The following is an 18,236-nucleotide window of genomic DNA, read 5'->3' as shown; positions in this document are numbered from 1 at the left end:
CACTGCGTTCGCCGCGCTGGTGTCAGTCGCCGGTCACGGTGAAGCTGTCGAAGCTGAACCCGGCGCCCTTGAAGACGAACGTCAGGGTCGACGCGTCGTCCGGCGCGCCGTCCAGCGCCGCCTTCACGTCCTGCCAGCCGTCGCCCGCGGCGACCGGTACGGTGCCCACGAGCGTGCCGTCGGCGGCGCCCGCGCGTACCTCGATCGAGCCCTCGCCGGTCGCCTTGACCCGCGCGGACAGCTCGGTCACGCCGCCGGGCGCGTACGGGCTGAACGAGATCCACTGGCCGTCCGCCACGTCGGTGACGGCCTTGCCGCCCTCGGCGCCCTCGGAGTCACCGGTGGTGACGCCGTCGGCGGACGTGGTGAAGTGCTCGGCCTGCCGGTGCTCGGGCTGGAGCGTGCCCTGCGCGTGCGTGGTCAGGGCGGGTTGGCCGTTGGCGCCGTTGTCGGTGTACTCCGCGTCGAGTACGCCGAAGATGTTCGCGTTGGGGTCGTGCTCACCGTCGGCGCTGGTCTGGAGCGTGCCGGTGCAGCCGTTCGCGGACGTCTGCGGGTGCCCGTGCGAGTCGTGCCCGATGATGAACGTGATCTTCACCTTGGAGCAGTCGATCTCCGTGTCCTCGGGGTCGGTGACCTTCACCTCGAACGGGATGGCGTCGCCGAAGCTGAACGGCTTGCCGTCGACCGGCGTCTGGATCTCCACCGTCGGCGCGGTGTTGCCCACGGTGACGTAGACCGAGGCGCTGCCGGTGAGCCCGGTGGCGTCGGTGGCGGTCACGGTCGCGGTGTACGTGCCGTTCTCCTGGTACGTGTGCGTGGGCTCGGTGCCCTCTCCGGTGGCGCCGTCACCGAAGTCCCAGGCGTAGCTGAGCGCGTCGCCGTCGGCGTCCGTGCCCTCGGCGGAGAAGGCCACGTCGAGCGGTGCCTGCCCGCTGGTGGTGGCGGCCGAGGCCTCGACGACGGGTGCGTGGCCGTCGGTGGCGTTCTCGATGCGGTAGAGCGCCGAGTTCTGGTCGCCGTTGAAGTAGCCGGTGCCGTAGTCGAGGACGTAGAGCGCGCCGTCCGGGCCGAACTCCAGGTCCATCACCTGCGTGCCCTGCCAGGGGAAGTCGTTGATGGAGGTCACGGAGCCGTCGTCGCCCTGCTCGATGCGCTTGATCCACTTGCGCCCGAACTCGCCCGCGAAGAAGTCGCCGTCGTACTCCTCGGGGAACTTCACGGCCGAGTCCAGGTCCGCGTCGTAGCGGTAGACCGGGCCGCCCATCGGGGACTCGGAGCCGTCGCCGAACTCCGGCACGGACGCCCCGTCGTACGGGATCCACGCGGGCTTGGCGGCGGGCAGCTCCGTGAGGCCGGTGTTGCGCGGGGAGTCGTTGCGCGGGGCGGCGCAGTCGAAGGCGGAGCCGGAGGTCTTGGTGGCGAAGTCGTAGTCGACGTACGCGTCGTTCTTGCCGGTGCAGTACGGCCAGCCGTAGTTGCCGGGCTCGGTCACGCGGTTGAACTCCACCTGGCCGGAGGGGCCGCGGGCGGGGTCGGCGGTGCCGGAGTCGGGGCCGTAGTCACCGACGTAGATGGTGCCGGTCGGCTTGTCGACGGACAGCCGGAAGGGGTTGCGGAAGCCCATGGCGTAGATCTCGGGCCGGGTCTTCTCGGTGCCGGGCGCGAAGAGGTTGCCCTCCGGCACGTCGTAGCTGCCGTCGTCCTTCACCTTGATGCGCAGGATCTTGCCGCGCAGGTCGTTGGTGTTGCCCGCGGAGCGCTGCGAGTCGAACGCCGGGTTGCGGTCGGCGCGTTCGTCGATGGGCGTGAAGCCGTCCGACTGGAACGGGTTGCCGTCGTCGCCCGTGGACAGCAGCAGGTTGCCGTCGCCGTCGAAGGCGATGTCGCCGCCGACGTGGCAGCAGATGCCGCGGCTGGCGGGCACGTCGAGGACCTTGGTCTCGCTGCCGGTGTCGAGGGTGCCGTCCTCGTTGAGGACGAAGCGGGAGAGGCGGTTCACGCCGTCGAACTTCGCGAAGTCCTCGGCGGTGCCGGTCTCCGGGGCGTCCCCGGAGGGGGTGTCGAGCGGCGGCGCGTAGTAGAGGTAGACGAAACGATTCTCGGTGAAGCCCGGGTCGACGCCGACGCCCTGGAGGCCCTCCTCGTCGTGCGAGTAGACCGGGATGCGGGCGGCCACGGAGGTGGTGCCGCCCTCGTCGGTGCGCCGGAGCGTGCCGTCGCGGGAGGTGTGCAGCACGGACTTGTCCGGGAGCACGGCCATCGTCATGGGCTCGCCCATCTCGGGCTCGCCCTTCGCCAGGGTGACCTGCTGGAAGTCGGCCGCGGCGGCGTGGTCGCCGTCGTGCGCGGGGGCCGCCTGGCTGGGCGTGACCCCCGCGGTGAGGCCGCCGACGAGCAGGGCGCTCGCGAAGACCGCGAGGCGCATTCTCAGTTTGTGGTTCTTCCTGTGCACGCGTGTCCTCCTGGGACGTCAGCGGATGACGGAAGTCGTGACCGTCGTGCCTGGCACAGGCGCGCGCCGTCGCGCCGGATTCCGGGACAGGGCCCGTGGTGCGGGTGTGCTTCGAGTTGCCGGGTGTGCGTGGCGTGTACGGGGGCGGGTGCCGTGCGAGGGGGGCGCGGAGAGTGGTCATGCCCCGTACACATCAAGGACCGTAGCCATCTTCGTCCAGTTCGGAAACCCCTTTCACAAATTCGGAAGTGGACTTCTTCCAGGGGCGGGACAAAGTCCCGGTGAGGGGCGGCCGCCGTCCGCGGCCGTCGTCGACGACCGGGCGTGGACCGCCCCTTCACCGGTGTCGGCGGTCGGCCGTCAGCTGTCGTCGGATCCGCCGAACGCCGCGTCGAACGACGCGGTGGGCGGCTCGTAGTCGAACGCCTTCAGCCGCCGCAGCGCCTCCGGCGCCCCCTGGAGCCTGTCCATGCCCGCGTCCTCCCACTCGACGGACACGGGCCCGTCGTAGCCGATGGAACGCAGCATCCGGAACACGTCCTCCCAGGCCACGTCGCCGTGCCCGGCCGACACGAAGTCCCAGCCGCGCCGCGGGTCGCCCCACGGCAGGTGGGAACCGAGCCGGCCGTTGCGGCCGTCGAGGCGGCGGCGGGCCTCCTTGCAGTCGACGTGGTAGATCCGGTCGCGGAAGTCGTAGAGGAAGTTCACCGGGTCGAGGTCCTGCCACACGAAGTGGCTCGGGTCGAAGTTCAGCCCGAACGCGGGCCGGTGGCCGACCGCCTCCAGCGCGCGGTGCGTCGTCCAGTAGTCGTACGCGATCTCGCTGGGGTGCACCTCGTGCGCGAAGCGGACGCCCTCCGCGTCGAAGACGTCCAGCACCGGGTTCCAGCGTTCGGCGAAGTCCTCGTAGCCGCGCTCGATCATGTGCGGCGGCACCGGCGGGAACATCGCCACCAGGTGCCAGATCGACGAGCCCGTGAACCCGACGACCGTACGCACCCCGAACGCCGCCGCGGCCCGCGCCGTGTCGGCCATCTCGGCCGCCGCCCGCCGCCGTACGCCCTCGGGCTCGCCGTCGCCCCAGATGCGGGCGGGCACGATGGCCTGGTGCCGCTCGTCGATCGGGTTGTCGCAGACGGCCTGGCCGACCAGGTGGTTGGAGAGGGCCCAGCACTTCAGCCCGTACTTCTCCAGGAGCTGGTGCCGCCCCTCCAGGTACCCGGGCTCGGCGAGCGCCCGATCCACCTCGAAGTGGTCGCCCCAGCAGGCCAGTTCGAGCCCGTCGTAGCCGAAGTCGCGGGCCAGCCGACAGACCTCCTCCAGTGGCAGGTCGGCCCACTGCCCGGTGAACAGCGTGAAGGATCGCGGCATCGTGCACCTCTCTGTGCGTACGTTTCCGTGCGTGCGTACGTGCTTCCCGGCCGTACGGGGCGGGGTCCCGGACCGGAACCCCGTCCCCTCACCGGCTAGTTGAGTACGGGCGTGTGGACGCTGTTCTTCGCGGCGCTCTCCTCCACCGCCGCCAGCACCCGCTGCACCCGCAGCCCGTCCTCGAAGGACGGGCTCGGGTCCGTGCCGGTGGCGATGGCGTGCAGCAGGTCGCGGGCCTGGTGCGTGAACGTGTGCTCGTAGCCCAGCCCGTGGCCCGGCGGCCACCACGCCTCCAGGTACGGGTGGCTGTCCTCCGTGACCAGGACACGCCGGAAGCCCGCCTCGGCGGCGTCCAGCGTCTCGTCGTGGAAGTGCAGCTCGTTCAGCCGCTCCAGATCGAACGACAGGGAGCCCAGGGTGCCGTTCAACTCCACCGTCAACGCGTTCTTGCGGCCCGCCGCCACCCGGCTGACCTCGAAGGAGGCCAACGCGCCCGAGGCGAGGCGCCCGTTGAAGACGGCGGCGTCGTCGACCGTCACCGTGCCGAGCCGGCCGTCGGCGGCACCGTCCGGGCCGCCGGGCAGCGGGCGTTCGGTCACGAACGTCTCCGTCTGCGCCGACACCCCCGTCAGGTACTCGCCCGTCAGGTGCTGCGCCAGGTCGATCGCGTGCGCCCCGAGGTCGCCGAGCGCGCCGGAGCCCGCCTGGTCCCGCTGGAGCCGCCAGGCGAGCGGGAACGCCGGGTCCACCAGCCAGTCCTGGAGGTAGTGCACCCGTACGTGCCGCAGCGTCCCCAGCCGCCCCTCGGCCACCATGCGGCGGGCGAGCGCGAGGGCGGGCACCCGGCGGTAGTTGAAGCCGACCATCGCGCGCTGGCCGCGTTCGCGGGCACGCCGCGCCGCGTCGGCCATCGCCTCGGCCTCCGCCACGGTGTTGGCGAGCGGCTTCTCGCACAGCACGTGCTTGCCCGCCTCCAGGGCGGCGACGGCGATCTCGGCGTGGCTGGAGCCCGGCGTGCAGATGTCCACGAGCTGCACGTCGTCACGGGCCAGGAGGGAACGCCAGTCGGTCTCGGCGGCGGCCCAGCCGAGCCGGTCGGCGGCCTCCCGTACGGCGGCCGGGTCGCGGCCGCACACGGCGCTCATCACGGGGGCCAGCGGCAGGTCGAAGACCCTGCCCACGGTGCGCCAGCCCTGCGAGTGGGCCGCGCCCATGAAGGCGTAACCGACCATCCCCACGCCCAGAGCGGGTGCGGCGGTGTCGTTCAGCATGAAGCTCCTCCCCGTACGGGAACGGACCGGTCAGTTGAAGCCGATCGGCAGGTACTCGTCGACGTTTTCCTTGGTCACGACGGCGGAGTAGAGCGTCATCGACGCGGGGATCTCCAGCTCGGCGAGGCCGCTGACGCCCTTGCCCTGGCCCAGCGCGCGGGCGAGGTCGATGGCGGACGCGGCCATCGTCGGCGGGTAGAGCACGGTGGCCTTGATGACGGAGTTGTCGGCCTTGATGGCGTCCATGACGCGCTTCGAACCGGCGCCGCCGACCATCAGGAACTCGTCGCGGCCCGCCTGCTTGATCGCGCGGTCGGCACCGACTCCCTGGTCGTCGTCGTGGTTCCACAGCGCGTCGAAGGAGGACTCGGCCTGGAGGAGGGCGGCCATCTTCTCCTGGCCGGACTCCACGGTGAACTCGGCGGCCTGGCGGGCGACCTTCTTGATGTTCGGGTAGTTCTTCAGCGCGTCGTCGAAGCCGCGGGTGCGGTCGCCGGTCAGTTCGAGGTTGTCCAGCCCGGCCAGCTCGACGACCTTGGCGTTCTTCTTGTCCTTGAGCTGCTCGCCGATGTAGCGCCCGGCGTTGAGGCCCATGCCGTAGTTGTCGCCGCCGATCCAGCAGCGGTACGCCTGCGGGGAGTTGAAGATCCGGTCGAGGTTGACGACGGGTATGCCCGCGCGCATCGCCTTCAGCCCGACGCGCGTCAGCGCCTTGCCGTCGGCGGGCAGGATGACCAGGACGTCGACCTTCTTGTTGATCAGCGTCTCGATCTGGCCGATCTGCTGCGCCGTGTCGTTGGAGCCCTCGGTGCTGACGAGGGTCACGTCCTCGTAGCTCTCGGCGCGCTTCTTGCCCTGCTCGTTGATGGCGTTCAGCCAGCCGTGGTCGGCCTGCGGCCCGGCGTAGCCGATGGTGACCTTCTTGCCGGGCTTCGCGGCGGAGTCCGCGGGCTCGTTGTTGGTCTCCGAGTCGTCGTTGTTCTCGTTGCTGGTGCACCCCGTGGCGAGCAGGGCTCCGGCGGCGGCGGTCCCGAAGAGGAGGTTTCTCCGGGAGGACCGCAGGGGGGAGGTGCGCGAGATCTCTCTCATGGTGAGGTACGACCCTTCTGTACCAGGACGGCCGCGACGATGATCGCGCCCTTGGCGATCTGCTGGACGTCGCTCTGGAGGTTGTTGAGTGCGAAGAGGTTGGTGATGGTGGTGAAGACGAGCACACCGAGCACGGAGCCGGTGATGGTGCCGCGCCCGCCGCTGAGCAGCGTGCCGCCGATGATCGCGGCGGCGATGGCGTCCAGTTCGTAGAGGTTGCCGTTGGTGTTCTGGCCGGAGCCGGTGAGCACGATGAGCATGAACGCGGCGATGCCGCAGCAGAGTCCGGACAGCAGGTAGAGCAGCAGCCGCTGCCGCTTCACGGCGATGCCCGCGAGCCGGGACGCCTCCGGGTTGCCGCCGACCGCGACGGTGCGGCGGCCGAACGTGGTGCGGTTCAGCACCAGCCAGCCGACCGCGCCGACCACCGCGAAGATCATCACCAGCGGCGGCACGCCCAGCACGTAGCTGTCGGGCAGCCCCAGGTCGAGCACCGGCTCGACGGTGACGACCTGCGTCTTGCCGTCGCTCAGCTGCTCGGCGAGACCGCGCGCGGACGCCAGCATCGCGAGGGTCGCGATGAACGGGACCATCGGCCCGTACGCGACGAGCACGCCGTTGACGAGCCCGCAGCCCAGCCCCACGACCAGCGAGCAGAACAGCATGCCCGCGAGCCCGTACTCCTGGGTGGCCACCGTGGTGGCCCAGACGGAGGCGAGCGCGACGATCGCGCCGACCGACAGGTCGATGCCGCCGCCGATGATGACGAAGGTGACGCCGACCGTGACGACGCCGATGACCGACGCCTGGGTGAGGATCAGCTGGAGGTTGTCCGTGCTCAGGAACTCGTCCGGCTTGGTGAGTCCGCCGACCAGCGCGAGCACGGCCAGGACGGCGAAGAGGGACACGTGGTGCAGGTCCAGGCGGGGCGCGACCGCTCTCGCCTTGGACTTCTCCGGGGGCGGCGGGGTGCTCCCCTTCCCCGGGCTGGTCGCGGTGCTCAACACTACGGGGTTCCTTCCATGACGAGATCGAGTACGCGGTGCTCGTCCAGCTCCCGGGCGGGAGCCGTGTGGACGACCCGTCCCTCGCGCAGCACCAGCACCCGGTCGGCCAGACCGAGCACCTCCGGCACCTCGCTGGACACCAGCAGGACGGCCTTCCCCTCGTCCGCCAGGCGGCGGATGAGGGCGTACAGCTCGGAGCGGGCGCCGACGTCGACGCCGCGCGTGGGCTCGTCCAGCAGCAGCACGCGGCAGTCGCGCAGCAGCCAGCGGGCGAGGACGACCTTCTGCTGGTTGCCGCCGGAGAACGTGCGCACCGGGCGGTCCGGGTCGTCGGGGCTGAGCGAGAGGTCGCGGGTCGCGGCGTGGGCGGCGCCGCGTTCGGCGGTACGGTCCAGCCAGCCGCCGCGGGAGAAGCGCGGCAGGGACGACACGGAGACGTTGCGGGTGACGGACTCCAGCAGCAGCAGCGCCTGCGACTTGCGTTCCTCGGGCGCGAGACCGATGCCCGCCCGCACGGCGGACAGCACCGAACCGGGCCGCAGCGGCTTGCCGTCCACCACGACGCGGCCCGCGCTGGGGCGGCGCGCGCCGAACACGGTCTCCAGGATCTCCGACCGGCCGGAGCCGACCAGACCCGCGAGACCGACGATCTCGCCCGGCCGCAGTTCCAGGTCCAGGGGCTCGAACTCGCCCTCGCGCGCCAGCCCTTCGGCCCGCAGCACCGGCTGCGGGACGTCGTCGGCGGCCCCGGCGGTGGGCTCCGCGGTGGCGGCGGGCCGTTCGGGGAAGACGTACTGGATGTCGCGGCCGGTCATCAGCGCGACGACCTTGCCGGTGTCCGTCTCCTTGGCGGGCAGGCCGCCCGCGGCGACCCGGCCGTCCTTGAGCACGGACACGCGGTCGCCGATGCGGCGGATCTCCTCCAGCCGGTGCGAGATGTAGACGACGGCGACGCCGTCGGCGGTCAGGTCCTCGACGATGCGGAAGAGGTTGTCGACCTCGTCCGGGTCGAGGGCGGCCGACGGCTCGTCCATGACGATGAGCCGCACCTCGTGCGAGAGGGCGCGCGCCATCGACACGATCTGCTGGCCCGCGGCCGGGAGGGTGCCCACGAGCGTGCCGGGGTCGATCTCCGGGTGGCCGAGCCGGGCGAGGAGGGCGGCCGTGCGCTTCTGGGCGTCGCGCGTCCTGATGAAGCCGCGGCTGGCGACCTCGTGGCCGAGGAAGACGTTCTCGGTCACCGACAGGTGCTCCACCAGGTCGAGTTCCTGGTAGATGGTGGCGATGCCGAGGCGCATGGCGGCGATGGGCGTGCCGAGCCGTACGGCCTCGCCCTGCCAGCGGATCTCGCCCTCGTCGGGCTGGTGGGCACCGGCGAGCACCTTGATCAGGGTCGACTTCCCGGCGCCGTTCTGGCCGAGTAGGCAGTGCACTTCGCCGGGTGCGACCTCCAGGTCCACACCGTCGAGCGCGCGCACGCCGGGGAACGTCTTGGTGATGCCTGTCATCGTGAGCAGTGGAGCCATGGCGGGCCTCCGTGCGTGCGGGCAGAGCGGGGTGGGGAACGGGCTGCGGTACGGAACGGGTGGACGGGTGCGGTGACCCGTACGGTGCGGTGCTGCGGGCGGTGACGCGGGGGGTGACTCACGGGAACTGCGGGTGACGCGGTGAACTGCGGTGGCGCGTGGTGCTGTCCGTGCGGTGCGGCCCCGGGCCGTACGCCGCCGGGTCGCGCGAGTTGCCGTACGTGTGCCGTGCGTGCCGTGCGTGCCGTCGGGGCTGTGCGCCCTCGGGCCCCCGACCGTCAGGCCGGGGAGAACAGGTGGTCGCTGATGAGGCGGGCGGCGCCGGTCACTCCGGCGGCCTGGCCCAACTCACCGAGGACGATGGGGAGGTTGCCGGTCGCCAGCGGCAGCGACTGGCGGTAGACCTGGGTGCGGATGCTGGCGAGCAGGGTGTGCCCGAGGCCGGTGACACCGCCGCCGATCACCACCAGGCCGGGATTGAAGAAGCTGACCAGTCCGGCGATGACCTGGCCCGTACGGGCCCCGCCCTCGCGGATCAGGTCGAGGGAGACCACGTCGCCCGCGGCCGCGGCGGCGGCGACGTCGGCGCCCGTCAGGCGGCCGGACGCGGCCAGCCTGCCGGAGAGTTCGGGCGACCGCTCGTCCCGCGCCGCGGCCTCCGCGTCACGGGCCAGCGCGGCCCCGCTGAAGTGCGCCTCCAGGCAGCCGCGGTTGCCGCAGGCGCACTGGCGTCCGTCGGGTGCGACCTGGATGTGCCCGATGTCGCCCGCGCTGCCGGTCGTACCCCGGTGGACCTCGCCGCCGACGACGATGCCGCAGCCGATGCCGGTGCCGATCTTCACGCAGAAGAAGTCCTGCACGGAGCGCGCGACGCCCGCCTGCTGCTCGCCCATGGCCATGAGGTTCACGTCGTTGTCGACCATGACGGGGCAGCCCAACTCCTGGCTGAGCGCCTCCCGTACGGGGAAGCCGTCCCAGCCCGGCATGATGGGCGGCGCCACCGGCACCCCCTCGGGGAACCGTACGGGCCCGGGGACGCCGATCCCGGCGCCGTCGAAGCCCTCCGCGACCCCGGAGTCCCGCAGCTTGCCGACCATGGCCAGCACCTGGTCGAAGACCGCGACTGGCCCGTCCCGTACGTCCATCGGGTGGGTCAGGTGGCCGAGGATCTCCAACTCCGCGTTGGTCACGGCGACGTCGACCGAGGTGGCGCCGATGTCGATGCCGAGGAAGCGGAGTCCGGGGGCGAGCCGGATGTTGTGCGAGCGGCGTCCGCCGCGCGAGGCGGCGAGCCCGTTGGCGACGACGAGGCCGGTCTCCAGCAGCCGGTCCACCTCGACGGCGAGCTTCGACCGCGAGAGGTCGACCTCGTCGCCCAGCTGGGCACGGGAGTTGGGGCCGCTGTCGCGCAGCAGCCGGAGGAGCCGCGCCTGGTGCGCGTTCGCCGGACGAGCTGTCATGCGCCTCACGCTGCCCCTCCCTCCCCCTGCGGCTTCCGGAACGGGGAACCGGTCCCTGGCTCGTATCCCGTGCGCCGGGGGCGGTTTCGGGCCGCCGTGACGTCGGGATTGCACGGGAAACGTAGCAGCGCCGACCCACCCTGGGAAGAAGTTACGCGGAAATCAATCTGACTTTCTCCAGTTCCAGGACAAAGATGCGCGCGCCGCTCACCGACCGGGACCGTACGGCACCACACGCCCCACCCGCACCGCGCGGCTCCGGTACGGCCGCCCCCGCTCAGGTGCGGCCGTGCTCCTGCTGCGCCCGCCCCAACTCCTCGGCGGGCGGCATCCAGTCGGCGCGGATCACCCGGAAGCCCGCCCTCCGGTACGCGGCGCAGACCTGCGCGTCGTCGTCCACCACCACGGCGACCGTACGGCGGGCCGCCAGCCGCCCCAGCAGCTCCGGCTTCGTCACCCGCGCCGGGCGCCGGTCCGAGGCGCCGCGCATCCACAACTCGCCCGCGGGCAGGCCCTGCTCGGTGAGCCAGCGCAGCGTCGCGCTACGGCAGCGCTCGGGACGGCCGGTGACGTAGCCGAGGTCGCAGCGCTCCGCCCACTCGCGGGCCAGCGCCACCCCCGCCGGCAGCGGCGGATCGGCGTCCGCCGCGCGGAAGAAGGCGTTCCAGTCGCGCGGCGCCGACTCGACGTGGTGCAGCCGGTGGCGGGTGTCGGACAGCGTGCCGTCCAGGTCGAAGACCGCCAGCGGCCGGTCGCGCTCCCCCATCGGCCGTCGCCCTCCCCGTTCGCACTCGTTCCGGTTCGTGCCGCGCCGCCCGTGCCCGTACCGGCGCGCGCTCCTCCCGGCAGCCTACGACCGCCCCGCGCGTCCCGCCCCGTACGGGACAATGGACCCGCGGCGGCGCGGCACCTCCGTACGGGGCGGGCAGCCGCGAGTCCGCCAGTTCCTGCCAGTCCGAGTTCAGTCACGGGAGTGAGCGCCATGGGCCGGGTCACCGAGCGCCGCCGCGTCATCCGCGTACGGGACGGTGCCGTGTCGACGCGGCCCGACACCCTCGTCGCCGAGGAGCCGCTGGAGATCCGGCTGAACGGGAAGCCGCTCGCGATCACCATGCGCACCCCCGGCGACGACTTCTCGCTCGCCGCCGGGTTCCTCGTCAGCGAGGGCGTCGTCGGCGCGAAGGACGAGGTGACCGGCATCGCGTACTGCGCGGGCGCCACCGCGGACGGCGCCAACACGTACAACGTCGTGGACGTCCGCCTCGCCCCCGACGTCCCCCTCCCGGACATCACCCTGGAGCGGAACGTCTACACCACGTCCTCCTGCGGCCTCTGCGGCAAGGCCAGCCTCGACGCCGTACGCACCCGTACGCGCTGGCCCGCGGCGGAGACCGGCGGCCACGCGCCGTTCCGCATCGCCCCGGACACCCTGACGCTGCTGCCCGACCGGCTGCGCGCGGCGCAGCGCGTCTTCGACCGTACGGGCGGGCTGCACGCGGCCGCGCTGTTCACCGCGGACGGCGAGCTGCTCGGCGTACGGGAGGACGTCGGCCGCCACAACGCCGTCGACAAGCTCGTCGGCGACGCCCTGCGGGACGGCGCGCTGCCGCTCACCTCCGCGCTGCTGCTGGTGTCCGGGCGGGCGTCGTTCGAGCTGGCGCAGAAGGCCGTGATGGCGGGCATCCCGGCGCTGGCGGCGGTCTCCGCGCCGTCGTCGCTCGCCGTCGACCTGGCCGCCGAGACGGGCCTGACGCTGGTGGGGTTCCTGCGCGGCGGGTCGATGAACGTGTACGCGGGCGGGTGGCGCCTCGGCCTCGACGACGAACCAGCCGAGGCGGCCGAACCCGCCGAGCCGTCCGGGGCGTGACGGGCGTGCGCGCGCACGAGCCCGGACGCGCGGGTGGTCAGCCCGCCGCGTCCCCCGCGCCGTAGCCCCACGCCGTCGCGATCCGCGCCAGCTCCGGCGGCAGCTCCACCGCCGCGTCGGCCGGGCGGGCGGCCTGGATGCGGCCGGACTTGATGTTGCTGCTCCAGTCCCCGATGTGCGGGCGGAACCCGCCGTGGTCCTGCTGCCCGTACTCCAGCATCCCCGGGTCCCACTCCACGCCGAGGTAGCGGCAGAGGTCGCGGGTGGCCCGCTCGGGCTCGGCGGTGAGCCGCTCGTAGTGGACGGTGTGCCCGTCGAGCAGCCCGCGCGCCTCCTCCAGCCGCTCGGCGTACTCGCCCACCTCGGCGTGGATCTGCTCCAGGTCCGGCTCGCTCCGGCGGTTCACCAGAGAGGTGACGATCGCCGCCGGGTGCCGCAGCAGGAAGACGTAGCGCGCCTCGGGCCAGCAGCGGTGCAGTCGGCGCCACATCAGCGTGTTGGGCGGGGTCTTGTCGACGATCAGCCTCTTGCCGCTGCGCTCCAGTTCCAGGTGGAGCACGCGGTCCCAGAGCAGGTGCTCCAACTCGTCCTTGTCCAGGTCGAGTTCGCGCATCGCGCCGGGGGTGAACTCGCGGCCCATCCGGACGTTGACCGTACGCAGGTGCATCTCGTGCGGGGCGCGGATCTCCGGGTGGCTGTTGAGGATGACGCGCAGCAGCGTCGACCCGGAGCGGACCGGGGACAGCAGGAAGACGGGCGACGGCACCAGCCGGGACGCGCGCGGCGCGACGTAGCCCTCACCCTTCCGCGAGTGGTCGGGCACGGCCCGCGCCCCGCCCTCCGTACCGCCGTGCGGCACGGCCCCGCCCGGCGGCCGCAACGCGGCGGCGATCAGCCGTCCGCGACGGCGGATTCCCTTGCCGACGGTGATCCTGCGCGGGTCGCGCATGGGTGACGCCCTTTCTCCGTGCCTTCCGTACGGTGCCCCCGTGCCCGTGCGGCCCCGACGCGTGCCCGCGTGGTCGCAGAGGGCCATCCCAGGTGACGGACACGAACGGATGGTGTCGCCGAGGTGGCGGAAGGGCGTCGGCGGACCGTCCGCGTCCGCCGGACGGCCGTACGCCCGCGCGCGTCCCGTACGCGGGCGCGCCCCGGGGAGTACGCGGATCCCCCTCACGGGCCCGGGTGCGCCGGGGCGCCGTACGGGCCGCGCCCACGGTGTGGACGGGAGGACGCCCGCAACCGACAATCGGAGCCCGTACCACGGGCCCCCGCGCCGCCGCCCCACCGGGCGGAGGTTCGGTGCAGATCCCACGGGTGGGCTGCGACGACCCGCCGCCCGCCGCCCGTTGTGCCCGTGATTGCGCCACCGGCCGGGCGCGATGCCCCTCCCGTCCGGGTGGCGTTTCGGATAACGTCACCGCGCTGTGCCCTTGCAGGAGGAGCCGGACCATTGCACGAGATCACCGTTCCCGCCTCGGCGACGGAGCCCCGGGTCGGCGGCCTGGCGGACGCCGTCTTCGACCACGCGGCCGAGGACCCCGACCGGGTCGCCATGGCGCGCAAGGGCGCCGACGGGCAGTGGCGGGACGTGACCTCGGGTGAGTTCCGGGACCAGGTGCTGGCGCTGGCGAAGGGCCTCCTGGCGCAGGGGGTGCGGTTCGGGGACCGCGTGGCGATCATGTCCCGTACGCGGTACGAGTGGACCCTCTTCGACTTCGCCCTCTGGTCGGTCGGCGCCCAGCCCGTGCCCCTCTACCCCACGTCCTCGGCCGAGCAGGTCTACTGGATGCTGCACGACGCGGGGGTCTCCGCCGCGGTCGTCGAGCACGAGGACCACGCGATGACGATCGGCTCCGTCATCGACCGGCTGCCGCGGCTCAAGCGGCTGTGGCAGCTCGACTCGGACGCGGAGGGCGAGCTCGTCGCGGCGGGCGCCCACATCGAGGACGACGTCGTCCACCGGCACCGGCTCGCGCTCACCCCCGACACCGTCGCCACCGTCATCTACACCTCCGGCACCACCGGCCGCCCCAAGGGCTGCGTCATCTCGCACGCCAACTTCATGGCCGAGACCGACAACATCGTCCGGCGCTACGAACCGGTCTTCCACTCGAAGCCCGGCGACGAGGCGTCCACCCTGCTGTTCCTGCCGCTCGCCCACGTCTTCGGGCGGATGGTCGAGATCGCCGCCGTACGGGGCCGGGTCAAGCTCGGCCATCAGCCGCAGCTGAGCGCCGCCGCGCTGCTGCCCGACCTGGTGGCGTTCCGGCCGAGCTTCATCCTGGCCGTGCCGTACATCTTCGAGAAGGTCTTCGCCGCCGCCCGCCGCAAGGCCGAACTCGAAGGCAGACTGGGCCCGTTCGACAAGGCCGTGGACGCGGCGGTGCGGTACGCGGAGGCCACCGAGCACAAGGCGTTCGGCACCGGCGCGGGGCCCGGAGCGTCGCTGCGGATGCGGCACCAGCTGTTCGACCGGTTCGTGTACGTGAAGCTGCGCGAGGCGCTGGGCGGCCGCTGCAAGCACGCGATGTCCGGCGGCAGCGCGATGGAACGACGGCTGGGGCTGTTCTTCGACGGCGCGGGCATCCGCATCTTCGAGGGCTACGGCCTGACCGAGTCGACCGCCGCCGCGGCGGCCAACCCGCCCGAGCAGACCCGCTTCGGCACCGTGGGGCTGCCCATCCCCGGCACCACCGTGCGGATCGCCGACGACGGCGAGGTGTGGCTGAACGGCGGCCAGGTGTTCCAGGGCTACCTCAACGACCGCGTGTCCACCGAGGAGACGCTGCGCGACGGCTGGCTGGCCACCGGCGACCTCGGCTCGCTGGACGAGGACGGCTACCTGACGATCACCGGGCGCAAGAAGGAGATCCTGGTGACGTCCAGCGGCAAGTCGCTGGCGCCCGCCGGACTGGAGGAACGGGTCCGCTCGCACCCCCTGGTCGCGCAGTGCATCGTCGTCGGCAACGACCGCCCGTACGTCTCCGCGCTGGTCACCCTGGACCAGGAGGCCGTGACGCACTGGCTGACCATGCGGGAGAAGCCGCAGCTCGGCCCGGTGGAGCTGGTGCACGACGAAGACCTGGAGTCGGAGGTCCGGCGCGCGGTGGTGGCCGCGAACACGCAGGTGTCGCAGGCGGAGTCCATCCGTACGTTCCGCATCCTGGCGGCGCAGTTCACCGAGGAGCAGGGACTCCTCACGCCGTCGCTGAAGCTGAAGCGGAAGGCGATCGAGAAGGCGTACGCGGTGGAGATCGAGGCCCTCTACCAGGGATGACGTCCGCCCACGCGGGCACCCGGCCGGAGCACGGGCGCACGCCCGCGCGGGGGCCGCGGGGAATCGCGGCGGGCCGCCGGTCGTTGTACCCCGTGGACACCGCAACCCTCCCCGACAGCGAAGAAGGACGGATTCCCCTTGAGCAGCGTCCCCACCCTCACGCTCAACAACGGCGTGACCATGCCGCAGCTCGGCTTCGGCGTCTGGCAGGTGCCGGACGACGAGGCGACGAGCGCGGTGACCACCGCGTTGGAGGCCGGTTACCGCAGCATCGACACCGCCGCGATCTACGGCAACGAGAAGGGCACCGGCCGGGCGCTGGCCACCGCCGGGGTCCCCCGCTCGGAGCTGTTCGTCACGACGAAGCTGTGGAACGCCGACCAGGGGTACGACAGCACGCTCCGCGCGTTCGACACCTCCCTCGACAAGCTCGGCCTGGACCACGTCGACCTGTACCTCATCCACTGGCCGAGGCCCGCGGTCGGCAAGTACGTCGACACGTGGAAGGCGTTCGAGAAGATCCACGCCGACGGCCGCGCCAGGGCGATCGGCGTCTCCAACTTCCACCCCGCGCACCTCCAGCGGCTGGCCGAGAACAGCGGCGTCGTCCCCGCGGTCAACCAGATCGAGCTGCACCCGCACCTCCAGCAGTCCGTGCCGCGCGCCTACCACGCGGACCACGGCATCGCGACGGAGGCGTGGTCGCCGCTCGGCCAGGGCAAGGACCTGCTCAGCGAGCCGGTGCTCCAGGAGCTGGCGCGGAAGCACGGCCGTACGGTGGCGCAGGTCGTGCTGCGCTGGCACCTCCAGCTGGGGAACGTGGTGATCCCCAAGTCGGTCACCCCGTCCCGCATCCGGGAGAACATCGACGTGTTCGGCTTCGAGCTGGACCAGGCGGACCTCGACGCCGTCGCGGCGCTCAACCGGGACGCCCGGCTCGGGGACGACCCGGAGACGGTGAACTAGCGGCAACCCGCGTCCCGCAGAGCCGCCGCCCGCACCCGCGGGCGGCGGCTCTGCGCGTGTACGGCCCCCGCACGAGGCACGCCGCACGCACCCCGCCCGACCCCCGCCGCGTGGTACGACCCGACCGGGTGCCCCGGGAGGCGTATACCAATCCGTACGGCGCGCGGCGACGAATCATCGTTGCGCGTCCCCCACGATGGGCACGCACGATCGCCGGCACCCGGAGGAAGCATGAGTCCTGTCACCGCCCGCGGCCGCACGCGGCCCGACCCCGCGGCGCCACCCGGCACACCTCCGGGGAGGAAGCGCGCATGAGGGCTTCCCCCGATCTCGCCGCGAGCCAGGAGGCCGCTCCGGACCTCGCGGAGCTGCTGGCGCGGGTGGCGCGCGGCGACCAGGACGCGTTCGCCTCGGTGTACGACGCCGTGGCGGGCCCCGTACTGGGTCTCGTGCGCAGCGTGCTGCGCGACCCGGCGCAGTCGGAGGAGGTGGCACAGGAGGTCCTGATGGAGGTCTGGCGCTGCGCCTCCGGTTTCCGCCCGGACAAGGGCAGTGCCATGTCCTGGGTGCTCACCCTCGCGCACCGCCGCGCCGTGGACCGGGTGCGGTCGGCGCAGGCGGCGAGCGACCGCGAGTACCGGGCCGCGCTGCTGGACCAGACCCCGGCCTTCGACGAGGTCACCGAGCAGGTCGAGGCACGGCTGGAACGAGAGCAGGTACGCCGCTGCATGCGTACGCTCACCGAGGTGCAGCGCCAGTCCGTGAACCTGGCGTACTACCAGGGTCACACCTATCGTGAGGTCGCCGAGCTGCTGGCGCTGCCGCTGGGGACCGTGAAGACACGGCTGCGGGACGGCCTGATCCGTCTGCGCGACTGCCTGGGAGTGAGCGTATGATCGCCGCCGACCTGCACACACTGACCGGCGCCTACAGCGTGCACGCGCTGCCGGACCCCGAACGCGTCGAGTTCGAACGGCACATGGCCGACTGCCCGTCCTGCGCGCAGGAGGTTCGGGAGCTGACCGCGACCACCGAACGGCTCGGGCTGGCCGTCTCCGCCGTGCCACCGCCGGAGATGCGGCAGCGGGTGCTGCGCGAGATCCAGACCGTACGGCAGGAGCCGCCGCGCGTGCCGCAGCAGGCACGTTCCGGCGGATGGTCCGGCGGGCGGCTGCGCGCGCTGCCGCGCTTCGCGCTGGCCGCCGTGCTGGCGGCGGTCGCGGGCCTGGGCGGCGTGGCCGTCTGGCAGCACCAGGAGGCCGACGAGGCGCGGCAGCGCGCGGACGCGGGCGATCGGCGGGCCGAACGTCTCGCCGAGGTGCTGGCCGCGCCGGACGCGAAGGTGACGACGGGGAAGCTGCCGACCGGGGCGTCGGCCTCGGTGGTGGTGTCGCGGGACGCCGACCGGGCCGCGTTCTTCGCGGCGGGGCTGCCGGAGGCGCCGAGCGGCAAGGTGTACCAGCTGTGGTTCAGCGACAGCGCCGGGGACATGCGCCCGGCGGGCCTGCTGGAGTCCCCCGCGGCGGCCGAGACGGTCCTGATGGACGGACCGGTCGGGGACGCCTCGGGCATGGGCATCACGGTGGAACCGGCGGGCGGTTCGGCGCAGCCGACGTCCGACCCGGTGGCGCTGATGGAGTTCGCCACGGCGTAGGGCCGCCTGACAGGGCGTCAGCCACCGTACGGTGTTGGCGGTGGTCGGTGCGTGCAGCCGTAAGGCGGAGGGCGCCCTTTCGTGGTGAGCTACGTGGGCGCCTTGGACAGCGGTGGTACGCACCGGGCACCGCGAGCAAGACGGGACCTACCGATCAGACCCTGGTCGACCTCCGTGCGGTACGTCTCCGGACAGCTCCGCACGGAGGTCCTCACCATCGTCAACCCACCAGCGTTGCAGCGCTCATGAGCAATTTCCCCGGGGCCGAGTCGTGGTCCGCGACCGGGGTA

14 protein-coding genes are annotated in these 18,236 nt (G+C 72.5%); 5 read left to right on the top strand and 9 right to left on the bottom strand.

All coding sequences use genetic code 11. The features are described 5' to 3' along the window. Nucleotides 1–22: 22 nt before the first annotated feature. From D7M15_RS25465 to D7M15_RS25430, 8 genes are all read right to left on the bottom strand, one after another. Nucleotides 23–2,455, bottom strand: coding sequence for a PQQ-dependent sugar dehydrogenase (locus tag D7M15_RS25465; protein WP_240649482.1), 2,433 nt, complete (start codon nucleotides 2,453–2,455; stop codon nucleotides 23–25). A gap of 360 nt (nucleotides 2,456–2,815) precedes the next feature. After that, entirely contained in the window at nucleotides 2,816–3,826 is a 1,011-nt protein-coding gene (locus tag D7M15_RS25460) for a sugar phosphate isomerase/epimerase family protein (protein WP_121519636.1), read from the bottom strand. 95 nt (nucleotides 3,827–3,921) lie between these two features. Further along, a complete protein-coding gene (locus tag D7M15_RS25455) occupies nucleotides 3,922–5,097 on the bottom strand; it encodes a Gfo/Idh/MocA family oxidoreductase (protein WP_121519635.1) in 1,176 nt (391 codons plus the stop codon). Between the two features lie 30 nt (nucleotides 5,098–5,127). Continuing rightward, entirely contained in the window at nucleotides 5,128–6,186 is a 1,059-nt protein-coding gene (locus D7M15_RS25450) for a substrate-binding domain-containing protein (RefSeq protein ID WP_121519634.1), read from the bottom strand. Next, nucleotides 6,183–7,190, bottom strand: a complete 1,008-nt coding sequence (locus D7M15_RS25445) for an ABC transporter permease (protein WP_346428826.1) — start codon at nucleotides 7,188–7,190, stop codon at nucleotides 6,183–6,185. The genes D7M15_RS25450 and D7M15_RS25445 overlap by 4 nt, the downstream gene beginning before the upstream one ends. 2 nt (nucleotides 7,191–7,192) lie before the next feature. Further along, nucleotides 7,193–8,719, bottom strand: coding sequence for a sugar ABC transporter ATP-binding protein (locus D7M15_RS25440; RefSeq protein WP_121519632.1), 1,527 nt, complete (start codon nucleotides 8,717–8,719; stop codon nucleotides 7,193–7,195). A 278-nt stretch (nucleotides 8,720–8,997) separates the two neighbouring features. Then, nucleotides 8,998–10,179: an ROK family transcriptional regulator gene (locus tag D7M15_RS25435; protein ID WP_121519631.1), complete on the bottom strand. Its 1,182-nt coding sequence runs from the start codon at nucleotides 10,177–10,179 to the stop codon at nucleotides 8,998–9,000. Between the two features lie 277 nt (nucleotides 10,180–10,456). After that, on the bottom strand, nucleotides 10,457–10,945 hold the full coding sequence (locus D7M15_RS25430; protein WP_121519630.1) for a hypothetical protein: 489 nt from the start codon (nucleotides 10,943–10,945) through the stop codon (nucleotides 10,457–10,459). 216 nt (nucleotides 10,946–11,161) lie between these two features. Here D7M15_RS25430 and fdhD point away from each other — a divergent pair, with 216 nt between their 5' ends. After that, nucleotides 11,162–12,046, top strand: coding sequence for a formate dehydrogenase accessory sulfurtransferase FdhD (gene fdhD / locus D7M15_RS25425; protein WP_121519629.1), 885 nt, complete (start codon nucleotides 11,162–11,164; stop codon nucleotides 12,044–12,046). Between the two features lie 37 nt (nucleotides 12,047–12,083). Here the strand turns inward: fdhD and D7M15_RS25420 are convergent, their stop codons facing one another. Further along, complete coding sequence (locus tag D7M15_RS25420) at nucleotides 12,084–12,995, bottom strand: sulfotransferase (RefSeq protein ID WP_121519628.1); 912 nt, start codon at nucleotides 12,993–12,995, stop codon at nucleotides 12,084–12,086. Between the two features lie 504 nt (nucleotides 12,996–13,499). Here D7M15_RS25420 and D7M15_RS25415 point away from each other — a divergent pair. From D7M15_RS25415 to D7M15_RS25400, 4 genes are all read left to right on the top strand, one after another. Beyond that, complete coding sequence (locus D7M15_RS25415; protein WP_121519627.1) at nucleotides 13,500–15,326, top strand: AMP-dependent synthetase/ligase; 1,827 nt, start codon at nucleotides 13,500–13,502, stop codon at nucleotides 15,324–15,326. Between the two features lie 138 nt (nucleotides 15,327–15,464). After that, nucleotides 15,465–16,292, top strand: coding sequence for an aldo/keto reductase (locus D7M15_RS25410; protein WP_121519626.1), 828 nt, complete (start codon nucleotides 15,465–15,467; stop codon nucleotides 16,290–16,292). A 209-nt stretch (nucleotides 16,293–16,501) separates the two neighbouring features. Continuing rightward, nucleotides 16,502–17,188 carry a sigma-70 family RNA polymerase sigma factor gene (locus tag D7M15_RS25405; RefSeq protein WP_276314493.1) on the top strand — a complete coding sequence of 229 codons (687 nt, stop codon included), beginning with the start codon at nucleotides 16,502–16,504 and terminating at the stop codon, nucleotides 17,186–17,188. After that, nucleotides 17,185–17,946: an anti-sigma factor gene (locus tag D7M15_RS25400; RefSeq protein ID WP_121519624.1), complete on the top strand. Its 762-nt coding sequence runs from the start codon at nucleotides 17,185–17,187 to the stop codon at nucleotides 17,944–17,946. The genes D7M15_RS25405 and D7M15_RS25400 overlap by 4 nt, the downstream gene beginning before the upstream one ends. Nucleotides 17,947–18,236 lie beyond the last annotated feature (290 nt).

The sequence above is a fragment of the Streptomyces sp. Z26 genome, from assembly GCF_003665095.1.
Taxonomy (GTDB): domain Bacteria; phylum Actinomycetota; class Actinomycetes; order Streptomycetales; family Streptomycetaceae; genus Streptomyces; species Streptomyces phytohabitans.
Note: the sequence above shows the minus strand (reverse complement) of the source record. Positions and strands in the feature narration are given on the sequence as shown.